The following is a 19154-nucleotide window of genomic DNA, read 5'->3' as shown; positions in this document are numbered from 1 at the left end:
GCTCAGCCCTGCTGGAACAGCTCCGCAGGGAGCGGCTTGAGCAGCGCGTACAGGTCGTCGGTGATGGGGCGGTCCCAGGCGGCGATGGTCACCAGGACGTTGTCGCTGCGGTCGAACTGGACGCAGGAGATCCGGGACTCGGAGAGCTTGAGGCGGCGGACGATCAGGAGGTTGTCGCCCTGCATCACCGGCATGTCCTCGGAACCGACGACGGTGATGTCCTCCTCGTTCTCCAGCGCGATCAGCAGCTGGGCCACCTCGAAGGGGACCTCGCCGTCGGACACCTCGCGCGCCGGGGAGCCCTCAGGGAGGTTGCCGATGATCATCGCGGGGCCACGGCCGCCGTAGAGGTCGTAGCGCAGGAAGACGCCCTGGCAGCTGCCGTCGGGGGCGGGCAGCAGGCCGGCACCGAGATTGCCCGGCCAGTCGCCCGGGTCCATGGCCAGCACGTCGAAGTCGGGACCGGCAGGAGTGGCGCTGCGGCGGCGGAGGAAGGACATGCCGCAATGGTACGGCGTGCCGTCCGGCGGTGGGGCCGAGGGAGCTGCGGGGGCAGGGGGCGCTCTCCGGGGCGGATGTCAGCTCGCCGTCCTCTTGTGCCGTTCGTGGTGGCGGGCGACGCGGGCGCGGTTGCCGCAGGACGGCCTGCACCATTCCTGGCGGGGGTGCTCCTTGAGGAAGTAGCGCACGCAGCGCGGTGCGTGGCAGGCGCGCAGCCGCTGCCGTTCGGGGCTCGCGAGGAAGGCGAGGGCGGCGCGGGCGAGCACCGCGGTGAGCGGGTCCTCGCCGGTGGCGGGTTCGTGGCGTACGACGGGTTCGGCGCCGGGGCCCCAGGTGAGCACCGGGACGGTCGGGGCGAGGGCGGCGGCCTCGTTGAGGCGCTCCAGGGCCTCGGGCACGGGCAGCAGCCGGGCGGCGTCGGCCGGGCTGGGCTCGCCGGGGCTGACGGCGCGGGCGAACAGGGCCCGGACGGCTCCGCGCAGATCACGTACGGCGGTGAGCGCGGCCTCGTCGGCGGCCGGGCCGGCGACGGCCGGCAGGACGTCCGCGTGCGCCCGGATCCAGGTGGCGAGCCCCATGGGGTCGGTCAGGTCGTCGGTGACACCGCCGTCGCCGTCGTGGCGGACGGTCAGGGCGAGATCCAGGGCGAGCCGCGCGTCCGTACTGATCGAGTACTCCATGCCGCTAATGATAGGCGAGCCGTCATCCATTAAATCGTGCCGGGGGCAATGCGGGCGGGGAATTCCGGGCACTCGCATTCCCGCGGGAATTGTGGACAATTGCGGGTGAATTTTGGCACGGTGAAGCGAAGCGGCCCGCAAATCGAACTTGCGGCCGATTCATTCTGGGGGTCCCGCCATGCCACCCGTGCACCTCGCACCGGATGTCGCCGCTTTCTACACCGCGCAGAGCGCGTTCACCGACCCGGGCGAACTCGCCCCGCTCTACGCCACCCTCCCGCGCGATCCCGGTCGGCTCGCCCGTGTGGCACGGGATCTGATGATTCATCGGGGCGAGGGTGAGACGTTCGGTTGCGCCACTCCTCGGGAGCGGCTGCACAACGACGCCGAGACGCGCTACCTCGACGACATCCTGCGGATCGTCGTCGAGCGGAACGACGCGCCCCTGTCACACCGCCGCGAACCCGGGGACCGGTTCGTCGGGGTGTGCCGCGACTTCTCACTGCTGCACTGCTCGCTCCTGCGCCATACCGGAGTGCCCGCCCGGCTGCGGTCGGGCTTCGCCACCTATTTCGGCGACAACGGATTCCACTGCGACCACGTGGTCACCGAGTACTGGGACCCGGCCCGGGGCTGGCTGCTCGCCGACGCGCAGTTGACGGACCCGTTGATCGTCGACGCCTGGAACATCGGCTTCGACCCGATGGACGTACCGCGCGACCGATTCCTCGTCGCGGGCAAGGCGTGGCGAGCCATTCGGGAGGGCGGGGCGGACCCCCGGTCTTTCGGCCTGCATCCGCCGGAGGAAGGGCCGCTGCACGGGGAGTGGTTCGTGGCCGGGAACGTCCGGCTCGATCTCGCGGACCTCAACAAGGTAGAGACGCTGCTGTGGGACATCTGGGGCACCGAGACCGAGGCCGGCCAGGAACTCGTGGACCCGGTCCGCGAGCTGTACGACGAGGTCGCGCCGGTGGTGGGCGACGAGGTGGACTTCGGCGCGGCGCGTGAGCTGTTCACGGGGCACGAGGGGCTGCGGACACCACGGACCGTGCTGTCGCTGGCGCCGTACAACGGTCCGCGCGAGGTCACCCTCCGCTGACCGGCCCGCCGCCGGACAGTACCGGGCCCGGTCCGGTCGCTCCGGACCCCGAACACTCACCCCCTCTCCGTCGGTGGGCGCCGCCGGTCTCCGGCCGCCCACCGACACCACGCGTGCGGCCCGCTCAGGTCAGGTCGAACTCGCCCTCTCGGGCCCCCGACACGAAGGCGCCCCATTCGGCGGGGGTGAAGATCAGCGAGGGGCTCTCGGGGCTGCCGCTGTTGCGCATGGCGATGAAACCCTCGACAAAGGCGATCTGGACATCTCCGCGCCCCTGGCTGCTCGACCGCCAGTCCGCGTTGCTCAGGTCCAGTTCCGTCGGCTTGTGCCAGCCGTCGAGGGATCGCTGCTGCATGGTGGTCTCGGCCACGTCCGTGCTCCTCCCGGTTCGTCGTCCGCCCGCCAGACTAGCGATCGACCCCCACCGCCGACAGGCCACGTGAAGGGGAGGTTCATGAGGTGGGCGGCTCGGCGCCCACCAGCCACATCGAGAAGAACTGCGATCCGCCGCCGTAGGCGTGCCCGAGCACCCGGCGGGCGCCCTCCACCTGGTGTTCTCCCGCGAGGCCCCGCACCTGCAGCGCGGCCTCCGCGAAGCGGATCATGCCGGAGGCGCCGATGGGATTGGTGGACAGGACCCCGCCAGACATATCGACCGGAAGATCCCCGTCCAGCTCGGTGACACCGGACTCGGTGAGCTTCCAGCCCTCACCCTCCGCGGCGAAGCCGAGGTTCTCCAGCCACATCGGCTCGTACCAGGAGAACGGCACGTACATCTCCACCGCGTCGATCTCCCGGCGCGGATCCGCGATGCCCGCCTGCCGGTACACGTCCGCCGCGCAGTCCCGTCCCGCGCGCGGCGACACACTGTCCTTCCCCGCGAAGAGCGTCGGCTCGCTGCGCATGGCGCCGCCGTGCATCCACGCGACGGGCCGGGGCGCCCGAGCGGCCCCCGCCCGGTCGGTGAGGACCATCGCGACGGCCCCGTCGGAGGACGGACAGGTCTCCGAGTAACGGATCGGGTCCCACAGCATCGGTGAGGCCTGGACCTTCTCCAGCGTGATGTCGTGCTCGTGGAGGTGGGCGTAGGGGTTCTTCAGCGCGTTGCGGCGGTTCTTGTACGCGACCAGGGAGCCGACGGTGTCGGGGGCGCCGCTGCGTCGCATGTACGCCCGCACGTGCGGGGCGAAGAAGCCTCCGGCGCCGGCCAGCAGCGGCTGCTGGAACGGGATCGGCAGGGACAGGCCCCACATGGCGTTCGACTCGGACTGTTTCTCGAAGGCGAGGGTCAGTACCGTGCCGTGGACGCGGGCGGCGACCAGGCTCGCGGCGACCAGCGCGGTCGAGCCGCCGACCGAGCCGGCCGTGTGCACCCGCATCATGGGCTTGCCGACCGCGCCGAGCGCGTCGGCGAGGTACAGCTCGGGCATCATGACGCCCTCGAAGAAGTCGGGCGCCTTGCCGATGACGACGGCCTCGATGTCGGCCCACGTCAACTCGGCGTCGTCCAGGGCCCGCCGGGCGGCCTCGCGGACGAGCCCGGCGATCGACACGTCCCGGCGCGCCGCCACGTGCTTGGTCTGGCCGACACCTACGACGGCCACGGGCTCCTTGCTCATCGGGGATCCCCTTCGAGTACGGCGACCAGGTTCTGCTGCAGACAGGGGCCGGACGTGGCGTGCGCCAGTGCCCGGTCGGACTCGCCCCGGTGGATGCGGGCGGCGGCCTCGCCGATCCGGACGAGCCCGGCGGCCATGATGGGGTTGGCGGCCAGGGCCCCGCCCGACGGATTGACACGCACACGGTCGTCGAGCCCCAGCACCTCGCGCAGGATCACCTCCTGGGAGCTGAACGGCGCGTGCAACTCTGCGGTGTCCACGGGCCGTTCGTACGCGCCGGCCCGTTCGGCGGCCAGGCGGGTGGACGGCGAGTCGGTCAGATCGCGTACGCCGATGCCGTGCGCCTCGATGCGGTGGTCGATGCCCCGGATCCAGGCGGGCCGCTCGCACAGGTCACGGGCCCGCTCCCCCGCAGCGAGGACCACGGCGGCGGCCCCGTCACCGATGGGCGGACAGTCCCCGGTGCGCAACGGCCGTACGAGGTACTCCCCTTGCGGCACCGAACCCCGCAGCTGGGCGTGGGAGTTGGCCGCGGCGTCCGCGCGGCTGCGCGCCCCGACGGCCGCCAACGCCGGTTCGTCCGTGGTGCCCGCATCGATGAGCGCCTGGGCCTGGAGGGCGGCGAGGGCGACGGAGTCGGGCCACAGGGGGGCCACGTAGTAGGGGTCCAGTTGCCGGGTGAGGACGTCCCGTACGGAGCCGGGCGAGGACTTGCCGTACGAGTAGACGAGCGCGGTGTCGGCGTCCCCCGCCCGCAGTTTCACCCAGGCCTCGTACAGCGCCCACGCCCCGTCCATCTCGACGTGCGACTCGGAGATCGGCGGCCAGGCGCCCACGCCGTCGAGGGCGAGGGTGAAGGAGAAGGCGCGGCCGGCGAGGTAGTCGCTGGAGCCGGAGCAGGTGAAGCCGATGTCCGCGGTCTTGAGCCCGGTGCTCTCCATGACCTCGTGGAGCACCGGCATGAGCATCTCCACCTCGGAGACCTCGTCGCTGGTGCGCCGGTGGTCGGTCTGGGCGAAGGCGACTACGGCGATGTCACGTACGCCTGCGGCTCCTGGCGCCTCGCGCGTCATAGCGTCTCCTTGAACGTGTCGTAGTCCGCGTCGGGTTCGCCGGTGGGCCGGTAGTGGTCGGGGTAGCGGGCCCCTTCGGTCCACACCGGTTCGACGCGCAGCCCCATGCGCACCTGGTCGTAGGGGATGCCGGCGATACGGCCGTGCAGGGCGAGCCCGGCGCCGTCGAGGGCGATGTGGGCGTAGACGTAGGGGACTTCGATGTCGAGGTTCTTCGCCTTGATGTTGACGATGCAGAACGTGGTGACCGTCCCGCCCGGCCCGACCTCCACCTGTTCGGCCGTGGCCACCCCGCAGGTCGGACAGGCACCCCTCGGCGGGACGTACACCTTCCGGCAGGAGGGGCAGCGTTCACCGACGGTGCGGCGGCCGCCCAGGGCGTTGATGTAGCCGGTCTGGGCGCGGCCGGGCGAGTAGGTGTAGTCGAGGCGGGCGGGGGCGACGATGCCGGTGACCGGGTCGTCGAACTCGCCGCTGTGGCCCGCCGGTTCCACCGGGTCCCCGTCGTACGGCTCGAAGCAGGCGATGTCCGTGATGGCGCCGGACCGTTCCTCGGCCCAGCGGACACGGACGCGCATGCCGGTGCGTACGGCTTCGGGACCCGGCACGTCCAGGGCGTGCAGGAGCGCGGTGTCGGCGCCGTCGAGCCGCACCAGTACCCAGGCGAAGGGCGTGCCGAGGGGCTGGTCACGGCGCGGGGCGTGGTTCCAGGCCCAGGTGGTCACGGTGCCGGTCGACGCGACCTCGACCAGATCGCGGATCTCCTCGGCCGTGACGGGGTCGTACTCGACGGGCGGGACCAGCACCCTGCCGTCGCCGGTGCGCACGCCGAGGACGACCCGCTCACGAAGCCCGGTGAGAAAGGCGCCCTGAACGGGCCCCAGGGACCGGGTGAACGGGAACTCCACGGTGAGGGGTGCTTTGAGGATTGCCGACATCGAAGGTTGCCTCCTTCAGCAGAGGGGCACGGACACGCCCCGCTTTTCAGGGGCGCGAGAAACTGCGCGACCAGCCGCGACCGACCGCAGCCAAAGAACAACCGCGCCGGGCACAACACCTACGCCCGCCTGTACACAGGCGGCCGTTTCTCAGCAAACGCCCGAGCCCCTTCCCTGGCGTCATCGGTGTCGAAGACAGGCCACCCCCGCTTCAACTCGGCGGCCAGCCCCTCCGCTTCGGATATCTCGGCCGTCTCGTACACGGACGCCTTCACCGCCTCCACGGCCAACGGCCCACACGCGTTGATCTGCTCAGCGACCTCCAACGCCTTGGCCAGGGCCGCGCCGTCAGGCACGACATGCCCGATCAGCCCGATCCCGGCGGCCTCGCGCGCGCTGTACGGCCGCCCGGTGAGCAGCATCTCCAACGCGTGAGTGCGCGGAATCTGCCGCTGGAGACGCACCGTGGAGCCGCCGATCGGAAAGAGCCCGCGTCTGACCTCGAAGAGGCCGAAGGTCGCGGATTCACCCGCGACCCGGATGTCGGTGCCCTGGAGAATCTCCGTGCCACCCGCGACGCAGTACCCCTCGACCGCGGCGATCACCGGCTTGCGCGGCCGGTGGTGGCGGAGCATCGCCTTCCAGTGCAGATCGGGGTCGGCCTTGAGCCGGTCCCGGTACTGCTGTCCCTCCATGCCCTTGCCCGCGAGGGCCTTGAGGTCCATGCCGGCGCAGAAGGCACCGCCGGCTCCCGTGAGGACGATCGAGCGGATCGCCTCGTCCTCGTCGGCCTCGACCCAGCCGTCGTACAGGCCGACGAGCATCGGCAGCGACAGCGCGTTCTTGGCCTCGGGCCTGTTGAGCGTGAGCACCAGTGTGGCGCCTTCGCGCCGCACGGTCAGGTGTTCCGTACCACCCATCGCTTCCTCCGTCCGGCAGAGCGAACACGGGTTCCGTCTCCGGAACGAGAACAGGTTGCAGGAGGCGCGGAGTCAGTACAAGGGTTTTCTGACACACAGTCAGATTTCTTGTGCGCTAGCCCTTCACAGTCACGGCGCCCTTTGCTCTGATGACCGGCGAACCGACGTTTACGGCACGCGTGTCGGTCACGTCCGGGGTCAGGAGGAGCGCGGTGGAGTACAACCTTGCCGACCTGTTCGAGTCGGTCGTCGACGTGGTGCCCGAACGGGCGGCGCTCGCGTATCTCGACGTCCCCGGTACGGGCGCGGAACACCGGCTGACGTACGCGGAGCTGGACGCCGCGGCCAACCGGGTCGGACATCATCTGCTCGACAGCGGGATAGCGCCCGGCGAGCATGTGGGGCTGCATCTCTACAACGGCATCGAGTATCTGCAGACCGCGCTCGGCTGCCTCAAGGCGCGGATCGTGCCGGTCAACGTCAACTACCGCTATGTGGAAGACGAGTTGGTCTACCTCTATCGGGACGCGGATCTGGCCGGTCTGGTCTTCGACTCGGAGTTCACGGGGCGGGTGGCGGCCGCGCTGCCGCGGACGGAGAAGCTGCGGCATCTGGTGCGGGTGGGGACCCCCGCGCCGGACGCGCCCGCACTCGACGTCGTCGACTTCGCCGAGGCGGTGGGGTCCGCGTCCGCCGAGCGGGGTTTCCCGGCACGCTCGGGCGACGACCAGTTCATCATCTACACCGGCGGTACGACGGGCATGCCCAAGGGGGTGATGTGGCGTCAGGAGGATCTGTTCTTCTCGGGGTTGGGCGGTGGCGCCCCCACCGGGGAGCCGGTGAAGTCGCCGGAGGAGCTGGCCGAGCGGGTCGCGGCCGGTGGTGACGGGATCACGTTCTTCCCGACGGCGCCGCTGATGCACGGCACGTCCACGCTCACGGCGTTCATCGGGTTCAACTTCGGCCAGCGTGTGGTGATCCACCGCAAGTTCGTGCCCGAGGAGGCCCTGCGGACGATCGAGAAGGAGAAGGTCACCAGTGTGTCGCTGGTCGGCGACGCGATGCTGCGGCCGCTCATCGACGCGCTCAACGGCCCGATGAGGGACACGGACTGCTCATCCCTGTTCAGCGTGTCGTCCTCCGGGGCGATCATGTCGGAGACGGTCCGGCAGCAGTTCCAGGCCCTGGTGCCGAACGCGATGGTGCTGAACAACTTCGGTTCGTCGGAGTCCGGCTTCAACGGCACGGCGACCGCGGACTCCGGCGCGGGCGACGGTTTCCGTATCCGCGTCCACTCCGGTACGCGGGTCGTGGACCCGGCGACGTACGAACCCGTGCCGGTCGGTGTGCCGGGCCGGGTCGCCCAGCGGGGCCATGTCCCCCTCGGCTACTACAACGACCCGAGGAAGACCGCCGAGACCTTCTTCGAGCGGGACGGCGAGCGCTGGGTGCTCCTCGGCGACATGGCGACCGTCGACGAGGAGGGAGTCGTCACGGTCCTCGGCCGGGGTTCGCAGTGCATCAACACCGGCGGCGAGAAGGTGTACCCGGAGGAGGTCGAACAGGCCCTCAAGGCCCACCCCGACGTGTACGACGCGCTGGTGGCCGGGGTGCCGGACGCCCGCTGGGGCAACCATGTCGCCGCCGTGGTGCAGCTGCGCGCGGGGGCCGCCCAGCCGTCCCTGGAGGACATCCAGACCCACTGCCGTACCCGCCTGGCCGGCTACAAGATCCCCCGCCAGCTGGTCCTCACGGACACGATCCAGCGCTCCCCCAGCGGCAAGGCGGACTACCGCTGGGCGCGGTCGGTGGCGGCGGCTGACGGCTGACGGCTGACGGCTGACGGCTGACGGCTGAGAGCGTCGGGCTCCACGAGAGGAGTCCGCGAGACAGGGACCCGTCCCGGCTACCGGGAGCCGCTGTCCACCTCCGGCCACGGCCCCTCCACGGCCGGCCCGCAGTCGTCCGGAAGATGGGCCACGACCAGTGCGGCGGCCTCCCGCGCGGTCCGCGTCTCGCCCAGCTTCGCGGCATAACCGGCGGCGTAGACCGTGTGGGTCGTCGTGCCGCCGGCGATGAAAGGCAGGTCGCAGCTCAGGGGGGAGTCCGTGTTGCGGTGAAAGGAGAGGCAGCCGTGGCTGGGGAACGGGAACAGTTGACGGAGCCTCGGCTCGGCGTACGCCGCTTCGATCAGCTCGGGATCACCTCGGCGCGCATCGGGGTGGCGCTCCAGCAGCATGCGCCAGGTCCGCTCCACCACTGACTCCTCACCGGTGAGGAAGGCCGTGACCCGCCGTACGAACCACTCCGGGTCGTCGAGCCAAGGGAAGTGGCCGCCGCCGGGCTGGACCGAGAACTCCGCCTCGGGGAAGAGCCCGACCACGCGTCGGGCAAGTTCCGGGGTCGGGCCGGTGTCGAGTTCGCCCGCGTACACGAGGACCGGTGCCGCCAGTTCGGCAAGCGCGGCGCGGGTGGCGGGCGGGTCGTAGGCGCCTGCGGAACCGTAGACGGCGGACGCCTCGTCGTTCGTCTGCCGTTCGTCGGCGGCCATGTGGGCGCGGGCCACGTCGTCCCAGCGGCCGTAGAAGAACGGCATCATGGCGTCGTCGAAGGGGCCTCGCCCCGTCCAGGCCGCCTCGAAGGCCGGGTACGCCTCGGCGAACCACGGTTCGTCCTTGCGCAGGCGGGCCGCGGTGAGGCGGTCCTCGACGGTCACCGGCAGACCCACCGCCCAGGGGGTGGCGGTGATCAGCGCCAGGCGGGAGACCCGCTCGGGGTGACGGGCCGCGTAGAGCGTGGCCAGGTTTCCGCCGGCCGAGTGGGCGAGGAGGTCCATGCGGTCCAGGCCCAGGTGGGCGCGGAGTGCCTCCACGTCGTCGACCTGCCGGTCGCATCGGTATGTCGCCGGATCGGCGGGGATCGCGGAGTCGCCCGTGCCGCGCAGGTCGAGCAGCACCAGGCGCCGGTGGGCGGTCAGTCCGCCCAGGTCGCCCAGGTAGGCGGAGGCGCGCATGGCTCCGCCGGGGAGGACGACGAGCGGGTCGCCCTCGCCGCGCAGGTGGTAGGCGAGTTCGGTTCCGTCGGGCGCGGTGAAGGTCGGCATGGCGTCGATCTTCGTGGCCGGGTGACGTCCGCCGCAACGGAGTTCACGGCATACGACATCACCGCATCCACGTTCGCCGACGAGCGCCGGCTCGGGCCGCGCGGCCGGCCCCGGGCGGCGTCAGGTCTGTGCGAAGCGGTCCCGCAGTTCCCGCTTGAGGATCTTCCCGCTCGCGTTGCGCGGCAGTGCCTCCACGAAGTGGATCTTCTTCGGTGCCTTGAAGTGGGGGAGCTTCTCACGGGCGTGGGCGATGAGTTCGTCCTCCGTGGCCGCTCCACGGCGTACGACGACCGCCGTGACGGCCTCGATCCAGTGGTCGTCGGGCAGGCCGATCACCGCGGCCTCGGCGACCGCCTCGTGGGTGTAGAGGGCGTCCTCGACCTGGCGGGAGGCGATCAGGACGCCCCCGGAGTTGATGACGTCCTTCACACGGTCGACGACGGTGAAGAACCCGTGGGCGTCGCGCACGGCGAGGTCCCCGGAGTGGAACCACCCGTCGCGGAAGGCCTCGGCGGTCTCCTCCGGCTTCTCCCAGTAGCCCTCGCAGAGTTGCTGCGACTGGTAGACGATCTCGCCGGGAGTGCCGTCGGGCACCTCCTCGCCGTTTTCGTCGACGACCTTGGCCTCGACGAACATGACGGGGCGTCCGCAGGAGTCCATGCGGCCCCTGTGCTCGTGCGGGCCGAGGACCATGGACAGCGGACCGATCTCGCTCTGCCCGAAGCAGTTGTGGAAGGCGAGCTTGGGCAGGCGCTCCTTGAGCCGTTCGAGGACGGGCACCGGCATGATCGACGCCCCGTAGTAGGCCTTGCGCAGCCCGCTGAGGTCGCGGGTGTCGAAGTCGGGGCGGCCCGCGAGGGCGATCCACACCGTGGGCGGGGCGAAGAAGCTGTCGGCACGGCCCTCCTCCACCAGGTCGAGGATGCGGTCGCCGTCGGGTGCGTCGAGGATCGTGTTCGTGGCGCCGACCGCGAGGTACGGCACCAGGAAGACGTGCATCTGCGCGGAGTGGTACAGCGGCAGGGAGTGCACGGGCAGGTCGCCCGCCTGGAGGTCGAGGGCGGCGATGGCGCTGAGGTACTCGTGCACCAGGGCGCGGTGCGTCATCATCGCGCCCTTGGGGAGCGCGGTGGTGCCCGAGGTGTACAGGAGCTGGACGAGGTCCTCGGCGCGGGGCTCCTCGCCGTCGTACGGCTCGGTGTCGGCGAGGAGCGCGAGGAGCGAGTCGTCCGCGTCGCGCAGCGGCAGGGTGCGGGTGCCCTCGGGAAGGTTCCCGGCCAGGTCGGGATCGGTGAGGACGAGGGTGCTGCCGGACTGGTCGAGGAGGTACGCGAGGTCGTCGCCGGTGAGGTTCTGGTTGACGGGGACGTGGACCAGGCCGGCGCGGGCGGCGGCCAGGAAGGCGATGAGGTAGGCGTCCGAGTTGTGGCCGTAGGCGGCGACCCGGTCGCCGGGCCCGAGTCCGGTGTCGCGCAGGGCGCGGGCCGCGCGGGAGACCGCGTCGTCCAGTTCGGCGTAGGTCCAGGACCGTTCGCCGTAGTGGATCGCGACGCGGGCGGGGGTGCGCCGGGCGCTGCGCCGCAACGTCCCGTCGACCGTCACGCTGCGGCCAGCCGTCATGATTCCCGCTCCTTCGTCCACGTTTCCGACGCCCGATCCTCGTTCCGTCGCGCGAGCGAGGTCAAGCGAACCACCCGCACCACCGGAATCCGGCACACGTGGCGGGAAGTCGCTCAACCTCGACCATCGATCGGTGAGTCACCTTGAGGAAAGATCCATCACCCGTATGGACTACGCAGACACGTGTCGACACGCTCAACCATCTTTTTCCTCAACGATGTTGGGAGCCTGTATGCGCACCCGCCTGAGACAGTTGGTGGTCTCCGCCGTCGCCCTGCTCACCGCCTCGGCCGTACTGCCCTCGGCCACCGCCGCCGACGACGCGCGGAACAGTGGGCACCGCACGTCCCACGGTGGCCTGTCCGCCGTGATCCGCTACACCGAGTACGGCGTCCCGCACATCGTCGCGAAGGACTATGCGAACCTCGGCTTCGGCACCGGTTGGGCGCAGGCCGCCGACCAGGTGTGTGTGCTCGCCGACGGGTTCGTGACCGTGAAGGGCGAGCGCTCCCGCCACTTCGGGCCCGACGCGGCGCCCGACTTCTCGCTCTCCTCCGCCGGCAAGAACCTCACCAGCGACCTGTACTTCCAGGGCGTCCGGGAAGCGGGCACCGTACAGCGGCTGCTGGACCGGCCCGAGCCGCTCGGGCCGAGCCGCGCCGTCAAGGACCTGATGCGGGGCTGGGCGGCCGGCTACAACGCGTGGCTGAAGAAGAACCGGATCACCGACCCCGCCTGCAAGGGCGCCGCCTGGGTGCGGCCGGTCACGACCCTCGACGTGTTCTCCCGCGCGTACGCCCTCGCCGTACTCGGCGGCGAGGGGCGGCTCGTGGACGCGATCACCACCGCGCAGCCGCCCGCCTCCGGCTCCACGAACACGGCCGCCGCCACCCCGGACGCGAAGGCCGCCGCCCGCGCCGCGAGCGAGCTGTTCGACGCATCGAACGCGGACATGGGGTCGAACGCGGTCGCCTTCGGCGGTGACACGACGGCGAACGGCCGCGGTCTGCTGCTGGGCAACCCGCACTACCCATGGGCCGGCGGGCGCCGCTTCTGGCAGGCGCAGCAGACGATCCCCGGCGAGCTGAACGTCTCCGGCGGGTCGCTGCTCGGCTCACCGATCACGCAGATCGGTTTCAACGCGAAGGTCGCGTGGAGCCACACCGTGGCGACCGGCGTCCCCATGAACATCCATCAGCTGACGCTGGACCCGGCCGACCCGACCACGTATCTCGTGGACGGCAGGCCGGAGCGGATGACGAAGCGGACCGTGACCGTCGGCGTCAAGGACGGCACCCCGGTCACCCGCGCCCAGTGGTGGACGCGGTACGGCCCGGTCGTCACCTCGCTCGGCGCCGACCTCCCGCTGCCCTGGACGGCCGGGACGGCGTACGCCCTGAACGACCCCAACGCGGCGAACATCCGCTTCACCGACACCTCGCTGGGCTTCGCCAGGGCGGGCGGTACGGCGGACGTCCTCAAGTCCCTCGCCCGGCACCAGGGCCTGCCCTGGGTGAACACGATCGCCGCGGACTCCGCGGGACACACCCTGTTCACGCAGTCGCAGACACTCCCCCGGATCACCGACGACCTCGCCGCCCGCTGCTCGACGCCGCTGGGCAAGGCCACGTATCCGTCGGCAGGCGTCGCGATCCTGGACGGCTCCCGCTCCGACTGCGCGCTCGGCAGCGACGCCGACGCCGTGCAGCCGGGGATATTCGGGCCCGCGAAGATGCCGACCCTGAAGGACGCGCCGTACGCGGAGAACTCCAACGACAGCGCGTGGCTGGCCAACGCCGACCGGCCGCTGACCGGGTACGAGCGGGTCTTCGGCAACCTCGGGACGCAGCGGTCGATGCGGACGCGCGGCGCGATCGAGGACGTGGCGGCGATGGCCGACAAGGGCGGACTCACCGTACGGGACCTCCAGCGGCAGCAGTTCGCGAACCGGGTGCCCGCCGCGGATCTCACCGTCGACGACGTGGCGCTCGCATGTGCCGCGCTGCCGGGCGGCACGGCGACGGGCAGTGACGGCACGGTCGTCGACGTGTCCGGGGCGTGCGGTGTGTTCAAGGCGTGGGACCGGACCACGAACACCGACAGCGAGGGCGCGCTGCTCTTCGACCGGTTCTGGCGGCGGCTGAACACGGTGGTGCCGCGCGCGCAGTTCTGGAAGGTGCCCTTCTCCGCGGCCGACCCGGTCAACACCCCGAACACGCTGAACACGGACGCGCCCGGCTTCGCCACGGCCCTCGCCGACACGGTGAAGGATCTACGGGCGGCGGGCGTGGCCCTGGACGCGAAGCTCGGCGACCACCAGTTCGTCGAACGGAACGGCCTGCGGATCCCGGTGCCCGGGGGCACGGAGTCGCTGGGCGTGTGGAACAAGATCGAGTCGCCGTGGCGCCCGGCCGAGGGCGTCTACGCGGAGGTCTCGTCGGGTTCCAGCCATATCCAGGCGGTCGGCTGGGACGGCGGCCGCTGCCCGGTGGCCCGCACGCTGCTGACGTACTCGCAGTCCTCCAACCCGAACTCGCCGCACCACCTGGACCAGACGCGGCTGTTCTCGGCGGAGAAGTGGGTGACGTCCCGTTTCTGCGAGAAGGACATCCTGTCCTCACCGAAGCTGAAGGTGGTCCGTGTGAGCCAATGAGTCGAGGGATGTGGTGCCGCCCCCGCTCGGGGCGGCACCATTCCTCTGTCAGCACCATGCCATTGGCATATCACCGCTTTTCTCGAGGAGGCCGCCCGGTGACGCAGGACTCGTTACGTCCGGTGACGGATTCGACCGCCCTGATCGACACGACGGTGCCGCACTCGGCCCGTATCTGGAACTACTGGCTGGGCGGCAAGGACAACTACCCGGTCGACCACGCGGCGGGCGACGCCTTCCGCGCGGTGTTCCCCGGCATCACCGACCTGGCCCGCGATTCCCGGGCCTTCCTGGGCCGCGCGGTGACCCACCTCGCCGCCGAGGCGGGCATACGTCAGTTCCTGGACATCGGCACCGGTCTGCCGACCGCCGACAACACGCACGAGATCGCCCAGCGGGTGGCCCCGCGGGCGCGGGTCGTCTACGTGGACAACGACCCGTTGGTCCTCACCCACGCGCGGGCGCTGCTCACCAGCACGCCCGAGGGGGCGACCGACTACATCGAATCCGATCTGCACGACCCGGAGACCGTGCTTCGGGAGGCGGCCAGGACTCTGGACCTCTCGCAGCCGGTCGGGCTGACGATGATGCAGGTCAGCGGGCACATCGCCGACTACGACGAGGCGCGCTCGATCATCGGCGCACTGATGGCCGCCCTGCCGTCGGGGAGTTACCTCGCGTTCAACGACAGCGTGGACACGAACGAGGCCAACGCGGAGGCGACCCGCGGCTACAACGAGAGCGGCGCGGTGCCCTACTACCTGCGCAGCCCGGCCGAACTCGCCGGATTCTTCGACGGCTTGGAGCTGTTGGCGCCGGGGGTGGTGCCGCTGAACGACTGGCGGCCGGACCCGACGGCGTCCGGCGGCTCCGGCGAGGTGATCGCGGTGGGCGGGGTCGCGCGCAAGCCGTGAGGCACGCGCGCGACGCCGGTCCTCAGACGGTTTTCTGCCGCCCCTCCCAGTACGGCTCCCGCAGCCGCCGCTTGTAGAGCTTGCCGTTGGGGTCGCGGGGCATCGCCTCGGTGAAGTCGACGCTCTTCGGGCGCTTGTACCCGGCGAGCCGGCGCGTGCAGTGGGCGAGGATCTCCTCGGCGAGCACCGGCCCCGGCGTGAATCCGGGGGCCGGCTCGACCACGGCCTTGACCTCCTCGCCCCAGTCGTCGTGCGGGATGCCGAAGGCGGCGGCGTCGGCGACGGCGGGGTGGGTGAGAAGGGCTGCCTCGATCTCGGCGGGGTAGATGTTGACGCCGCCGGAGATGATCAGGTCGATCTTGCGGTCGCGGAGGAAGAGATAGCCGTCCGCGTCGATGAGACCGAGGTCGCCCACGGTGAAGAAGTCACCGATGCGGTTCTTCCGCGTCTTGCCCTCGTCCTTGTGGTACGAGAAGCCGCCGGTGCTCATCTTCATGTAGACGGTGCCGAGTTCACCCGGCGGCAGCCGGTTGCCGTCGTCGTCGAAGACGGCGAGTTCGCTGATGGGCCAGGCCTTGCCGACCGTGCCGGGCTTCTTCAGCCAGTCCTCGGCGGTGGCGAAGGCGCCGCCGCCCTCACTGGCCGCGTAGTACTCCTCGACGCACTCGCCCCACCACTCGATCATGGCCCGCTTCACATGGTCCGGGCAGGGCGCGGCCCCGTGGATGGCGTGCCGCATGGACGACACGTCGTAGCGGGCACGCACCTCTGCGGGGAGGGCGAGGAGCCGGTGGAACTGGGTGGGCACCATGTGGGTGTGCGTGCATCGGTGGGCGTCGATGACGCGGAGCATCTCCTGAGGCGTCCACTTGTCCATCAGCACCACCTGGTGCCCGATGTGCAGGGACGCGCCGGCGAACTGTAGGACGGCCGTGTGGTAGAGCGGCGAGCAGACCAGGTGGACGTTGTCGCCGAACGGCCGGATACCGAAGATGCCGAGGAAGCCGCCGAGGTAGGACTCCTCGGGGAGCTTGCCGGGCAGCGGGCGACGGATGCCCCGGGGACGGCCGGTGGTGCCCGAGGTGTAGTTCATGACCCAGCCGAGGGTGCGGTCGCCGGGCGCCGACTCCGGCTGTCCGTCCAGGAGTTCGGCGTACGGGCGAAAGCCCTCGGCCGTCCCGACCGCGTACCGGTGGCTCGCGGGGAGCCCGGCCTCGTCGGCGGCGTTCCGGGCCGCTTCGGCGAACCGCTCGTGCGCGACGAGCACCTTGGCGCCCGAGTCGGAGACGATCCAGGCGATCTCAGGGCCCACGAGGTGGTGGTTGACGGGGACGAGGTAGAAGCCGGCCTGGCTGGCGGCGAGGTAGGCGGTGAAGAACTCCACACTGTTGGGCAGGACCACCGCGAAGGCGTCACCGCGTTCGAGTCCGGCGGCCCGCAGGCCGTGCACCAGCCGGTTGGTCTCGGCGTGCAGACGTCCGGCGGTCCATTCCTCGCCGTCGGGGGCGATCAGCACCGTACGGTCGGGGTCGGCGGTTGCCTGCGCCCAGAAGCCCTGGGGAGGCCCGCCTTGCGGGGCTTGCCCTTGGGAGGCTTGGCTCACTGTCCCTCGCTCCTTCCGGCGATCCGGTTGAGGTGGTCCACGGCCTTCTCGAAGCCGCGGGTGAGGTCGTCGAAGACGGCCTGGACGCTGCGTTCGCTGTTCATCCGGCCGACGATCTGTCCGACCGGGGTGCCGAGCAGCGGGTCCACCTCGTACTTCTGGATGCGGGAGACCGCCTCGGCGACGAGCAGCCCCTGGAGGGGCATGGGGAGGGTGCCGGGTCCGGTGGGGTCGTCCCAGGCGTCGGTCCATTCGGTACGGAGCTGGCGTGCGGGTTTGCCGGTGAGGGCGCGGGAGCGGACCGTGTCGCCGGAGCCGGCGGCGAGCAGCTTCTCGATCAGCCGCGGCGAGGTGAGTTCGGCCTCCGTGGTGGTCAGCCAGAGCGAACCGAGCCAGACGCCCTGGGCGCCGAGTGCGAGGGCGGCGGCCACCTGCTGTCCGCTGCCGATGCCGCCGGCGGCGAGGACCGGCAACGGGGCGACGGCGTCGACGACTTCGGGGGTCAGCACCATGGAGGCGATCTCGCCGGTGTGACCGCCGGCCTCGTAGCCCTGGGCCACGACGATGTCGATGCCCGCCTCGGCGTGCTTGCGGGCGTGGCGGGCACTGCCGGCGAGCGCGGCGACGAGGACGTCCTGTTCGTGGGCGCGGTCGATGACGTCGGCGGGTGGTGAGCCGAGCGCGTTGGCCAGCAGCTTGATCGGATAGTCGAAGGCGACGTCGAGCTGGCTGCGGGCGACCTGTTCCATCCAGCCGGTGATGCGCCAGCCGGAGGCCTCACCCTCGGCCAGCTCGGGCACGCCGTACTTGGCGAGGGTGTCCTGGACGAACTGCCGGTGCGCCGGGGGGATCATCGCCTCGACGTCGGCCTCCGAGACCCCTTCGACCTTCTTGGCCGGCATGACGACGTCCAGGCCGTACGGCTTGCCGTCGACATGGGCCTCGATCCAGTCGAGGTCGCGTTTGAGGTCGTCGGGGGCCGTGTAGCGGACCGCGCCGAGCACCCCGAAGCCGCCGGCCCTGCTGATGGCTGCCGCGACTGCGGGGAATGGCGTGAAGCCGAAGACGGCGTACTGGACTCCGAGTTTGTTGCTCAGCTCCGTCTGCATGGTGCGCAGAATGCCGTAGTCCTCCGGACGAGGGAAGGGTTTTTCTGATGCTCCGTCAGATTTGGCGGGGAGGGCGCGCTTGAGGGGGTGCCACGGGAGGTTGTACGGCGGGTGCGGGTCTGCGGGGGCTGGTCGCGCAGTTCCCCGCGCCCCTCAGGGGGTGGATGTGCGAGTTGGCTTCATGAGCGAAGGCGCAGGGGCTCGGCGGCCGGGATGTTTCGGCGGCAGCCTGGCGAGGGCGTCCCGCGGGAGCATCCGTCCGGGTCCGTCACGGGGCCGGGCGTGGCACCGGGGCACCGCGGGGTCGCGAGCGGGCGGCAGCCCTGCTGATCGCGGGCAATCAGCAGGGCGCTTCCCCCGTGAACGGTCCCCCGTCGCCGCTCGCACCACTGATTCCAGCGCACGGCCAATTGTTTGGCAGGGGTGTTCCGGCGACCGGACAATGGCCGCAGCCCATGTACCTGCCGGCCCTGCCTACGGCTCTACGGCCGGCCACCCGTCCCGGACTCCTCCAGGACCGCCATCGCCGCGTTGTGTCCGGGGACCCCGCTCACCCCGCCGCCGCGCACGGCTCCCGCGCCGCACAGCAGGACGTTGGCGTGGCGGGTCTCGACGCCCCAGCGGCCGGTGCCTTCCTGGGCGTGGGGCCAGGCGAGGTCGCGGTGGAAGATGTTGCCGCCGGGGAGACCGAGGTCGCGTTCCAGGTCGAGGGGGGTCCTGGCCTCGATACAGGGGCGGCCGTCGGCGTCGGTGGCCAGGCAGTCGGCGAGGGGTTCGGCGAGGTGGGCGTCCAGTTGGGCGAGGGTGGACTTGAGGAGTTCCTCGCGCACGCCGTCGTTGTCGGCCTCGAACAGCCGCGCGGGCGTGTGCAGGCCGAACAGGGTGAGTGTCTGGTAGCCCTGTTCCGCCAGGTCCGGGCCGAGGATGGTCGGGTCGGTGAGGGAGTGGCAGTAGATCTCGGAGGGCGGGGCCTCGGGCAGCGCGCCGGAGGCGGCCTGGGCGTAGGCGGCGGCCAGTTGGTCGTAGCCCTCGGCGATGTGGAACGTCCCGGAGAAGGCATCGCGCGGGTCGACGGACTCGTCGCGGAGCCTCGGGAGCCGCTTGAGCAGCATGTTCACCTTGAGCTGGGCGCCCTCGGCGGGGGTGGGCGGTTCGTCGCCGGTCAGCGCGGCCAGCTCCCGCGGCGAGGCGTTCACCAGGACGTGCCGTGCGGCTACGGTGCCCTCCGTGTCGCCGGTCCGGTAGGTGATCTCGGCCGACCGGCCGTCCGTCGCGATCCGCCGTGCCTCGTGGCCGGTGGCGATCACGGCACCCGCCGCGCG

16 protein-coding genes and 1 pseudogene are annotated in these 19154 nt (G+C 71.1%); 4 read left to right on the top strand and 13 right to left on the bottom strand.

Translation table 11 applies throughout. The annotated features are described in order from the left end of the window. Positions 1-2: 2 nt before the first annotated feature. Positions 3-500 (bottom strand): hypothetical protein, encoded by a 498-nt coding sequence (locus tag AWZ10_RS28095; RefSeq protein ID WP_046708342.1) that lies wholly within the window; start codon positions 498-500, stop codon positions 3-5. Positions 501-578: 78 nt separating this feature from the next. Further along, on the bottom strand, positions 579-1181 hold the full coding sequence (locus tag AWZ10_RS28090) for a CGNR zinc finger domain-containing protein (RefSeq protein WP_078935162.1): 603 nt from the start codon (positions 1179-1181) through the stop codon (positions 579-581). 187 nt (positions 1182-1368) lie between these two features. Here AWZ10_RS28090 and AWZ10_RS28085 point away from each other — a divergent pair, with 187 nt between their 5' ends. Continuing rightward, complete coding sequence (locus tag AWZ10_RS28085) at positions 1369-2280, top strand: transglutaminase-like domain-containing protein (protein ID WP_408996515.1); 912 nt, start codon at positions 1369-1371, stop codon at positions 2278-2280. 124 nt (positions 2281-2404) lie between these two features. On the opposite strand, the gene AWZ10_RS28080 is transcribed toward AWZ10_RS28085, so the two are convergent. From AWZ10_RS28080 to AWZ10_RS28060, 5 genes are all read right to left on the bottom strand, one after another. Beyond that, positions 2405-2650, bottom strand: a complete 246-nt coding sequence (locus AWZ10_RS28080; RefSeq protein ID WP_046703075.1) for a DUF397 domain-containing protein — start codon at positions 2648-2650, stop codon at positions 2405-2407. 82 nt (positions 2651-2732) lie between these two features. Continuing rightward, a complete protein-coding gene (locus AWZ10_RS28075) occupies positions 2733-3899 on the bottom strand; it encodes a thiolase domain-containing protein (RefSeq protein WP_046703074.1) in 1167 nt (388 codons plus the stop codon). Continuing rightward, a complete protein-coding gene (locus AWZ10_RS28070; protein ID WP_060892356.1) occupies positions 3896-4972 on the bottom strand; it encodes a thiolase domain-containing protein in 1077 nt (358 codons plus the stop codon). Before AWZ10_RS28070 ends, AWZ10_RS28075 begins: the two co-directional genes overlap by 4 nt. Next, positions 4969-5910 carry a Zn-ribbon domain-containing OB-fold protein gene (locus AWZ10_RS28065; protein WP_046703072.1) on the bottom strand — a complete coding sequence of 314 codons (942 nt, stop codon included), beginning with the start codon at positions 5908-5910 and terminating at the stop codon, positions 4969-4971. The genes AWZ10_RS28070 and AWZ10_RS28065 overlap by 4 nt, the downstream gene beginning before the upstream one ends. 119 nt (positions 5911-6029) lie before the next feature. Further along, on the bottom strand, positions 6030-6830 hold the full coding sequence (locus AWZ10_RS28060; protein ID WP_046703071.1) for a crotonase/enoyl-CoA hydratase family protein: 801 nt from the start codon (positions 6828-6830) through the stop codon (positions 6030-6032). Positions 6831-7042: 212 nt separating this feature from the next. Here AWZ10_RS28060 and AWZ10_RS28055 point away from each other — a divergent pair, with 212 nt between their 5' ends. Further along, positions 7043-8659 (top strand): acyl-CoA synthetase, encoded by a 1617-nt coding sequence (locus tag AWZ10_RS28055; protein ID WP_046703070.1) that lies wholly within the window; start codon positions 7043-7045, stop codon positions 8657-8659. 77 nt (positions 8660-8736) lie between these two features. On the opposite strand, the gene AWZ10_RS53965 is transcribed toward AWZ10_RS28055, so the two are convergent. From AWZ10_RS53965 to AWZ10_RS28045, 3 genes and pseudogenes are all read right to left on the bottom strand, one after another. Next, positions 8737-9087 carry a DUF6193 family natural product biosynthesis protein gene (locus AWZ10_RS53965; RefSeq protein ID WP_276145722.1) on the bottom strand — a complete coding sequence of 117 codons (351 nt, stop codon included), beginning with the start codon at positions 9085-9087 and terminating at the stop codon, positions 8737-8739. Between the two features lie 12 nt (positions 9088-9099). Beyond that, positions 9100-9933, bottom strand: a pseudogene (locus tag AWZ10_RS28050) (alpha/beta fold hydrolase); the annotation flags it as partial. Positions 9934-10053: 120 nt separating this feature from the next. Then, on the bottom strand, positions 10054-11553 hold the full coding sequence (locus AWZ10_RS28045) for an acyl-CoA synthetase (protein WP_060892355.1): 1500 nt from the start codon (positions 11551-11553) through the stop codon (positions 10054-10056). A gap of 232 nt (positions 11554-11785) precedes the next feature. Between AWZ10_RS28045 and AWZ10_RS28040 the strand changes: the two genes are divergently transcribed. Both AWZ10_RS28040 and AWZ10_RS28035 read left to right on the top strand, forming a co-directional pair. Beyond that, a complete protein-coding gene (locus tag AWZ10_RS28040) occupies positions 11786-14206 on the top strand; it encodes a penicillin acylase family protein (RefSeq protein WP_060892354.1) in 2421 nt (806 codons plus the stop codon). Between the two features lie 98 nt (positions 14207-14304). Next, positions 14305-15120, top strand: a complete 816-nt coding sequence (locus AWZ10_RS28035; protein WP_046703067.1) for an SAM-dependent methyltransferase — start codon at positions 14305-14307, stop codon at positions 15118-15120. Positions 15121-15142: 22 nt separating this feature from the next. Here AWZ10_RS28035 and AWZ10_RS28030 read toward each other — a convergent pair whose 3' ends face one another. The 3 genes from AWZ10_RS28030 to AWZ10_RS28020 all read right to left on the bottom strand — a co-directional run. After that, the gene (locus AWZ10_RS28030; RefSeq protein ID WP_079104460.1) at positions 15143-16723 is read right to left on the bottom strand and encodes an acyl-CoA synthetase; all 1581 of its coding nucleotides are present in this window, start codon (positions 16721-16723) and stop codon (positions 15143-15145) included. Further along, positions 16720-17832, bottom strand: coding sequence for an NAD(P)H-dependent flavin oxidoreductase (locus tag AWZ10_RS28025; protein ID WP_046703065.1), 1113 nt, complete (start codon positions 17830-17832; stop codon positions 16720-16722). The genes AWZ10_RS28030 and AWZ10_RS28025 overlap by 4 nt, the downstream gene beginning before the upstream one ends. 482 nt (positions 17833-18314) lie before the next feature. Further along, positions 18315-19154 (bottom strand): phytoene desaturase family protein (locus AWZ10_RS28020; protein WP_482258119.1); only part of this gene is annotated, 840 nt, incomplete at its 5' end.

Origin of the sequence: Streptomyces europaeiscabiei, from assembly GCF_001550375.1 — a bacterium.
GTDB lineage: Bacteria > Actinomycetota > Actinomycetes > Streptomycetales > Streptomycetaceae > Streptomyces > Streptomyces europaeiscabiei.
Note: the sequence above shows the minus strand (reverse complement) of the source record. Positions and strands in the feature narration are given on the sequence as shown.

Excerpts from the sequence above, each read along its gene's own strand:
- AWZ10_RS28095 (WP_046708342.1), bottom strand. The coding sequence starts at position 500 with ATGTCCTTCCTCCGCCGCCGCAGCGCCACTCCTGCCGGTCCCGACTTC.
- AWZ10_RS28090 (WP_078935162.1), bottom strand. The coding sequence starts at position 1,181 with ATGGAGTACTCGATCAGTACGGACGCGCGGCTCGCCCTGGATCTCGCC.
- AWZ10_RS28075 (WP_046703074.1), bottom strand. The coding sequence starts at position 3,899 with ATGAGCAAGGAGCCCGTGGCCGTCGTAGGTGTCGGCCAGACCAAGCAC.
- AWZ10_RS28070 (WP_060892356.1), bottom strand. The coding sequence starts at position 4,972 with ATGACGCGCGAGGCGCCAGGAGCCGCAGGCGTACGTGACATCGCCGTA.
- AWZ10_RS28065 (WP_046703072.1), bottom strand. The coding sequence starts at position 5,910 with ATGTCGGCAATCCTCAAAGCACCCCTCACCGTGGAGTTCCCGTTCACC.
- AWZ10_RS28060 (WP_046703071.1), bottom strand. The coding sequence starts at position 6,830 with ATGGGTGGTACGGAACACCTGACCGTGCGGCGCGAAGGCGCCACACTG.
- AWZ10_RS28045 (WP_060892355.1), bottom strand. The coding sequence starts at position 11,553 with ATGACGGCTGGCCGCAGCGTGACGGTCGACGGGACGTTGCGGCGCAGC.
- AWZ10_RS28040 (WP_060892354.1), top strand. The coding sequence starts at position 11,786 with ATGCGCACCCGCCTGAGACAGTTGGTGGTCTCCGCCGTCGCCCTGCTC.
- AWZ10_RS28025 (WP_046703065.1), bottom strand. The coding sequence starts at position 17,832 with ATGCAGACGGAGCTGAGCAACAAACTCGGAGTCCAGTACGCCGTCTTC.